Source organism: Bartonella sp. AA2SXKL (assembly GCF_042197205.1).
GTDB lineage: Bacteria > Pseudomonadota > Alphaproteobacteria > Rhizobiales > Rhizobiaceae > Bartonella.
The window spans coordinates 443-903 of record NZ_JBHIRN010000080.1 but is presented as its reverse complement, the minus strand read 5'-3'; the positions used below and the strand labels follow the sequence as shown (position 1 = coordinate 903).

Below are 461 nucleotides of genomic sequence, written 5' to 3'. Positions count from 1 at the left end.
ACTCGCTGTGATTTTCTATTGCAGAAAAACAACTTACGGTAAACTCTACATTTGTAAAATGTGCTCTCGTTTGAATAAACTATCTCTCTACCATATTGATCTAATTACTTATGGTATTTTTCATTTAGATCTGAAAATGCAATGCAACAATTATGCCAAAATAATCCTACTAAAAGCAGTCTAAATAGTCTATCGTTGCAAAGAATAAACTGCTGCACTTAACCCTTTAAATGGCACAGTAAAAGAAAATATCTTTCCCTCTTTAACCTTATAGGAAATACGTACTTCTTTGTTCTGCTCTATTTGTTTACTCAGAACTGGTCCTACAGGCGACTGTGCCAAGCAGATTTCTTCATTACATTGCTTATAATGAATGAGAACAGGTTTTTTTACGCTTTCCCCAAACATGCGAATAGGAACATTTGTATCAGCATTTGGCAATGTTCGAAAGAGCATTACTG

General features: G+C 34.3%; 1 protein-coding gene. It reads right to left on the bottom strand.

Translation table 11 applies throughout. The features are described from left to right. Positions 1–189: 189 nt before the first annotated feature. The coding region (locus tag ACFINS_RS09860) for an invasion associated locus B family protein (protein ID WP_375706161.1) at positions 190–461 on the bottom strand (272 nt) is incomplete at its 5' end.